This window comes from Bradyrhizobium lablabi (assembly GCF_018129385.1).
GTDB classification, from domain to species: Bacteria; Pseudomonadota; Alphaproteobacteria; order Rhizobiales; family Xanthobacteraceae; genus Bradyrhizobium; species Bradyrhizobium lablabi_C.
Genome location: NZ_JAFCLN010000025.1, coordinates 85,987 through 92,326, shown reverse-complemented (window position 1 = coordinate 92,326; position 6,340 = coordinate 85,987). Strand labels below are relative to the sequence as shown.

Genomic DNA, 6,340 nt, shown 5'->3' with positions numbered 1-6,340 from the left:
ACAAAGGCCACACCTCGTTCTACACCGATTCCATCCAACCAATCAGCAGGGACCAAACACGAACGCAGGGACCCATACGCCGCGGCGGATGTTGCCTTGCGCTGGCGTCAGCCACCTTTTTTCAACCGAGAGCACAACGCGGTATGGGTCCCGGCGTTCGCCGGGACGACGTGTGGAGGGGCCGGCGCTCGAGGCCGCGCGCACTTTTTTGGTCAATGCTTCCCCCGTCGATCATTTCCCAAATCATTGCGCTTGTCGCCGAACGCGCGCCGGTGTATGTGCTGCGGCCCGGCGCGCTGTCGCGCCGCTTTTTGTCCGACGCTTTTTTCAGGGAGGCGGCATGAAATCGAGATCGACACGTTCTGACCGCCGCCACCCATCGGTGATCGGCAATCGGTCAATGAGCTGAACGCCGCGCCGCGTCGCGGCCGTTCTTCCGTTCAATAAATCCGGCTACGAGGGGCGTGACGCAACACGGCGTCGCGCCGTGTCGTCATGTATTTGCGGTTCGTTACACCGCTCATCCACCCGCACAGCCGCGTGGAGAGCGGCTTCTTTCGTGCGGCCTGGTATGTCCAGCGAAACAACTGCCCCGACTGGATTCGGCAGGAGCTCCACGACCAGTTCGACTGGTTCGGACAGCATTTGCCGATTCCCGGGCGCATCGCGCGTCACTTCAAGCGGCGCGATTCGATCTGGGGCATTTGCTGGTTCGATCCTCAGGCCCGCGAGGCTGTCAGCCGCGCGCGCTATTGCGCATGGCTGCTTGAGGAGGGTGGCCTGCCGGTGCGCACGATTACGACCTCGCGCCAGCGCGAAGTGATCTGGCGCGACGCGCACCAGATCGTCACCAAGCCTTCGGCCGACCTGCCCAAGGCATTCCGCTGAGGCATTCCCCTGAGCGTGAAAGCCCGGCGGATTCGGGATGACGAAAGCCGGCGGCAACGCCGGCCTTTTGTTTTTTACGAAGGGTTGCTGCTACACCCACCCCTGTCGTTCCTGCGAACGCAGGGACCGATACGCCGTGGCGAATGTTGGTTTACGATGGCGTCGGCGACCTCGTTTCAACCGAGAGCACAACGCGGTATGGGTCCCTGCGTTCGCAGGAACGACGTGTGGAAAGAGCAGTGGCCTAGTAATACGTTGCCAAATAATCCGCGATGCTGGTCGGCTGGTTGAGGCTGTCCCAGTCATAGGGGTCGCCATACAGCAGCGCGCTCGCCTGCGTCTTGTAGTCCGGCGCGACATCGTCCGGCTGCTGGATCGGCTTCGCCAGGATATCGCGGTAATTCAGATACGCCTCCTGCGTGCCGATGAAGATGCAGACGCAGTGATTCGGCTCGGCATAGAGATAGCGCACGCCGCCAGCGGTGCGATGAATGACGAAACGATGCGGCGGCAGCGCATGCAGCGCCTTCCGCCCTGCTTCGTCATTGGCGACCTGCACGCGGAAGCCGGCGGAGGAGAGATAGAAGCTGTTCTTGTCGAGGAACGGCTTGCTCGGCACTTCCAGGGCCGTCAGCAGCGATGCGCAGAGCAGCAGCGCCAACGCCGGCACGGCGCTGAAAGCCCTGATGCCGCGCGCCTGCGGCAGCGGCGCAGCCATCGTCCGTTCGCTCATGATCCCTACTCTCCCCACTCCCGCGCCATTGTTGCCAGCGCGCAGCCTTCGCAATAGCGCGCGTCCTTGTAGTCGATCCAGTTGTGCGCGTAGACGCGCTCGAGCGGGATGCCGTAGCGGGCGCGCAGCACCTTGACGAGGATCTTCCACGCCGCGATCTGCGCCTCGGTCGGGCCGCGCGTCACGTCGGGATAGTTGCCGGCGAATTCCACGCCGACCGAATTGTTGCCGACCACCTGGCGGTAGGTCGGCTTGTTGTCGATGTATTTGTTGTCGTTGCGGTTGGCGCCATCGCCATGGGTGGGGATCAGATTCTCCGCCACCGCCCAGTAGACCGTGCCGTCGGTCTCGACCCACACCATCACGCCGCGCCGGGTCGGGTTCTTGTTCTGGAGCAATGCGCCGCCGCGCGCCGAGCCCGCGGGGCCTTCGGTCTGGTGCACGATGATGTTGCGCCAGGGATGCGCGTTGGCGAGGTCGCCCCAGGGGGCGAGCCAGACCATTTTCAGGCCGGGAATGTCGGGCGTACCCGACGCGCGCGCGATGGTCGCGAGGTCGGAGGCTCGTGCGGAGGCGGAAGCGGCGATGGCGACAAGCGCGATTGCCAGCAGACGAAGCTTCATGAACGACGACCCCATGAAGCGTTTCGATAGCACGCTTTACGCGCGCTTGCGCAGGTCCAGTTCGGGCATTTTTGGCGCAGCCAGCACGGGCGCCGGCGGCGGGGCCGGGTCGTAGGCGGCAAAGCGGTTGCGGCCATCGCGCTTGGCTTCATACAGCGCGTGGTCGGCCGCGGCGATCAGCCGGTCGGGATAGAAGCCGATCTCGCGCGTCCATTGCGCAACGCCGATCGAGACCGAGATCGGGATGTCCTTGCCGGCGCACTGCTCGGCGTCAGTGCGGCAAACTTCCAGCACGCGGCGGGCGATCATGGCGCCCTCGCGCAAGGTGGAAGACGGCAGCACGATGCAGAATTCATCGCCGCCGGTGCGCGCCAGCATGTCGCCGGGGCGAAGGCGGGTCTGCGCCATCAGCGTAAAATGCTGCAAGCAGGCATCGCCCGCGGCATGGCCATGGGTGTCGTTGATGCCCTTGAAACCATCGAGATCGATCACCAGCAGCGCGAACGGCTCGCCCGAGCGTTCCGAGCGCGCGCATTCCTCGGTCAGCCGCTGCACCAGATGGCGGCGGTTGCCGACGCCGGTGAGATCGTCGAGCAGCGCGAGGTCGGCGACCTCGTTGCGCAGGCGATCCATCGCCATCAGCAGGAAACCGAAATTGAGCGACATCGACAGGAACACGAGGACGAGGATCACGGCCGACTGCACCGGGCCGAACTCCATATAGGAGATGCCGCCACCGACGCCGGTCACGGCGGCGAACAGCCTGACCGTGTAAATTGCCAGGACGAGAATGATGACGATCCCCGCCAGCCGCGCGCCCGGATTGACCCGGCCCTCATGCGGCGACAGCAACAGTTTCAGGCTCAGCGCCATCGGCAGCGCCTGGGCGATCGTGAAGATGGTCATCCGCGCGGCTACGCTGTCGTAGACGAAGATGAAGAAGGAGAGCGCGGCGAAGGTCGTGCCTGTGAGCACGAGGGTACCGCGCCACGAGATGGGCTGACGATAGAACTTGCGGATGCCCATCGCGGCGAGGCAGATCGCCAGCACCAGCGCGGTCCCGGCAAACAGCAGCGGCACGAGTGAGTCCGGGAAAACCACGCGCAGCATCGCCAGCGTCGCGCCGACCGCGGCGACCGACGCCGAGCCGGTCCAGTAGCGTGCGGCATCGAAGGACGGATAACAGCGCATGACGTAGGCCCAGATCAGGCCGAGCGCCAGGAAATTGATGACGAATACCGTCCACAGCGTCGGAACGCTCAGCATCGCGAACCCGGGACGAAATGGCCCCGTCTCCCCTGTTATAAATTGCGCCCACCCGGACGTTTCCGTCCGCAGACAATCCCCGCTGTCTTACGGGCAGCTTGCAGCGGTGGCGCTTAACGGGTCCTTTCCGCGGCCGTCTAAAGCGCGCCGTGGTTTTGAATTGATGAATGGGGGAGCGGTCCGGCCCGGCCGGCGGCGTGGTTTGTGCGGCCGCGTTGGCGCGTTGTTAACCCTCTCGGAGAGCGGGCGTCGTCGGGACAATCGCTGCGAGCCTGACGGCTCGCACGCATCCCGGAATCAAAAAGGCGGGCCGCAGCCCGCCGTCTTTTGCACCCAACCCCTGAACCGGGTGCCCGGGCAGAGCGCGCGTGGCGCGCTCCACCCGGGCTTGGATCACTTCTTGGCCTTCTTCGCCTTTTTCGCCTTCTTCGCCTTCTTGGCCTTCTTCGCTTTCTTAGCCATAGTATCCTCTCAAGGGTTTAATGGATTGAACGCGACTCCGAGGAATGCTTGTGGCGGAGGGCCAACCTCGCAACATCCTCGCTGACATTTCGAGCAGATTCGCAGGCTGCTGCCGCGTGCTGTCACGCCGGTGTCATGGCGTTATCCACAGATGTTATGTGTTTTGAGACCCATTTTTTGAAATTTTCGTCCACAGCGTCCGCTCTCTCGACTTTTGCGCACGCGATCGAGGTGAGGAATCGAGTGCGCGCGCGATGACCGCGATCATCGCTCCGACAGCGCGAGACGCACGCCGAGGGCGGCAAAACCCGCGGCAAAACTGCGGCGGAGCCAGGCCAGAACTTTCGGCCGGCTGATGACGCGGTCGCGCACGGACGCTGCGAACACGCCGTAGACCGCGAACACCGCAAAGGTCATCAGCATGAAGACGACGCTCAGCTCCAGCATCCGCGCCAGCGGGTGCGGCTCGTCGGCGGCGATGAATTGCGGCAGGAAGGCGAGGAAGAAGATCGAGAGCTTTGGATTGAGGACGTTGATCAGGATGCCGGTGACGATCACCCGTCGGGTGGAGCGTGCCTTCGCCGGTCTTTTGGTCGGTCCCTGCCCGTTCGGCGCCTCGATCGCCAGCGCGCCGGTCTCGCGCAGCGCCTGCCAGGCCATGTAGAGCAGATAGACCACGCCGCACCATTTCAGGGCCGCAAAAGCCAGCGCGCTGGTGTGCAGCACGGCGGCAAGGCCGAGCATGGCACCCAGCATCTGCGGGATGATCCCGAGCGTGCAGGCAAAGGCCGCCGCGACGCTGGCGCGCGAGCCCTGCGCGAGCGCGACCGCCAGCGTGTAGAGCACGCCGGTGCCGGGCGAGGCGACCACGATCAGCGAGGTCAGAAGGAACGACAACGTCATGCCGTGCCCATATCACGACCGCGCGGCCCGCGGAAGCGGCCCCCGTCAATGCCGGCGTTCACGTCTTTCGCCGGCGTGAAGTTGCAGCATCATCTTCTCCGCCTCGCGGATCACGTCCAGCGGCGCCCAGGGCTTTTTCCAGAATTGCGCGCCCTCGGGCAAAGCGTGCCGCAGCGGGTTTCCCGAGGTGACGATCACGTCAAGCTCCGGATTGTATTTCTTGGCGACATGGGCGAGCTCGGCGCCATTCATGTTGCCGGCCAATTGCACGTCGGTCATCATCAGCACGAGGTTTTCGGGATGCTGCTCCAGCACGGCCTCGGCAGCTTCGGCGCTCTCGCACTCGATGACGTTGAAATCGCTTTCTTCCAGCAACAGACAAATCATCTCCCGCTGCATCGGATCGTCCTCCACGATCAATGCGGTCGCGCGGAATGATCTGGACTGTCCCATGCGCTGCCTCCCGTTCTGAAAAAAGTAATGCAGGTTAAAACGCGATTTGCTGGATTGTTCGGTTCCAATTACAGAAAAGTGGGGAACCGGCCGGTGACCGGACCATCGCAAGGGAGCATGGGATGACCGCAATTTCCGGGAGCGCGGCCGCCGTGACGGGCGCGGCCAGCGGTATCGGCCGGGCGCTGGCGCTCGAGCTTGCCGCGCGCGGCTGCGATCTGGCGCTGGCCGACCGCGACGAGGCGGGCCTTCAGGCGGTGGCCGCCGAGATCGGCAAGGGCCCGCGCAAGGTCAGCGTGCACCGGGTCGACGTCGGCGAACCGCACCAGATCGCGGAATTTGCGGCTGCGGCGACATCCGCGCATCCCGCGCTCAACATCCTCATCAACAATGCCGGCGTCGCCCTGCTCGGCCAGTTCAACGAAATCGAGCAGGCGCAGATGGAATGGCTGATCAACATCAATTTCTGGGGCGTGGTGCATGCGACGCGCGCCTTCCTGCCGCATCTGTCGGGACGGCCGGCCGCGCATATCGTCAACCTCTCCTCGATCTTCGGGATTGTCGCCCCGCCCGGCCAGACCGCCTATTGCGCGGCGAAGTTTGCAGTGCGGGGCTTTTCGGAAAGCCTGCGGCATGAACTGGCGATCGCGAACAGTTCTGTGCGGCTGTCGGTGGTGCATCCCGGCGGGGTTCTCACCAACATCGTGCGCAATTCCCGCACCGGCGCAGGCATTGCCGACAACGCGCGGCGCGCGCAATCGATCGAACGCTTCGATGCAATGGCGAAGACGACGCCGGCGGCCGCGGCGCAGCGGATCATTTTGGGGATCGAGAAGAACCAGCCGCGGATTTTGATCGGCGGCGATGCGCGGTTCATGGACCTGCTGCAACGGTTCCGGCCGGCGACGTACTGGGCGGTGCTGCAGCGGCGGATCGAGAAGATGGCGAATGCGGGGAAGTGAGTCTTCCCTCTCCCCTTGTGGGAGAGGGTGGACGCGATGCGCTAGCATCG

Annotated in this window: 7 protein-coding genes; 2 read left to right on the top strand and 5 right to left on the bottom strand. The window is 64.3% G+C overall.

The features are described from left to right. The first annotated feature begins 540 nt into the window (after positions 1-540). Positions 541-888, top strand: a complete 348-nt coding sequence (locus JQ628_RS31300) for a hypothetical protein (protein WP_349628146.1) — start codon at positions 541-543, stop codon at positions 886-888. A gap of 244 nt (positions 889-1,132) precedes the next feature. Here the strand turns inward: JQ628_RS31300 and JQ628_RS31295 are convergent, their stop codons facing one another. The 5 genes from JQ628_RS31295 to JQ628_RS31275 all read right to left on the bottom strand — a co-directional run bounded on the left by JQ628_RS31295 (position 1,133) and on the right by JQ628_RS31275 (position 5,328). Further along, positions 1,133-1,621 (bottom strand): hypothetical protein, encoded by a 489-nt coding sequence (locus JQ628_RS31295; protein WP_249128638.1) that lies wholly within the window; start codon positions 1,619-1,621, stop codon positions 1,133-1,135. 5 nt (positions 1,622-1,626) lie between these two features. Continuing rightward, positions 1,627-2,244, bottom strand: a complete 618-nt coding sequence (locus tag JQ628_RS31290) for a peptidoglycan recognition protein family protein (protein WP_212229539.1) — start codon at positions 2,242-2,244, stop codon at positions 1,627-1,629. A gap of 36 nt (positions 2,245-2,280) precedes the next feature. Continuing rightward, positions 2,281-3,510: a GGDEF domain-containing protein gene (locus JQ628_RS31285; RefSeq protein WP_212229531.1), complete on the bottom strand. Its 1,230-nt coding sequence runs from the start codon at positions 3,508-3,510 to the stop codon at positions 2,281-2,283. Positions 3,511-4,236: 726 nt separating this feature from the next. Then, entirely contained in the window at positions 4,237-4,875 is a 639-nt protein-coding gene (locus tag JQ628_RS31280; protein WP_212229517.1) for a LysE family translocator, read from the bottom strand. A gap of 45 nt (positions 4,876-4,920) precedes the next feature. Next, positions 4,921-5,328, bottom strand: a complete 408-nt coding sequence (locus JQ628_RS31275) for a response regulator (RefSeq protein ID WP_212229515.1) — start codon at positions 5,326-5,328, stop codon at positions 4,921-4,923. Positions 5,329-5,450: 122 nt separating this feature from the next. Between JQ628_RS31275 and JQ628_RS31270 the strand changes: the two genes are divergently transcribed. Then, on the top strand, positions 5,451-6,290 hold the full coding sequence (locus JQ628_RS31270; RefSeq protein ID WP_212229513.1) for an SDR family NAD(P)-dependent oxidoreductase: 840 nt from the start codon (positions 5,451-5,453) through the stop codon (positions 6,288-6,290). The last annotated feature ends 50 nt before the right edge of the window (positions 6,291-6,340 follow it).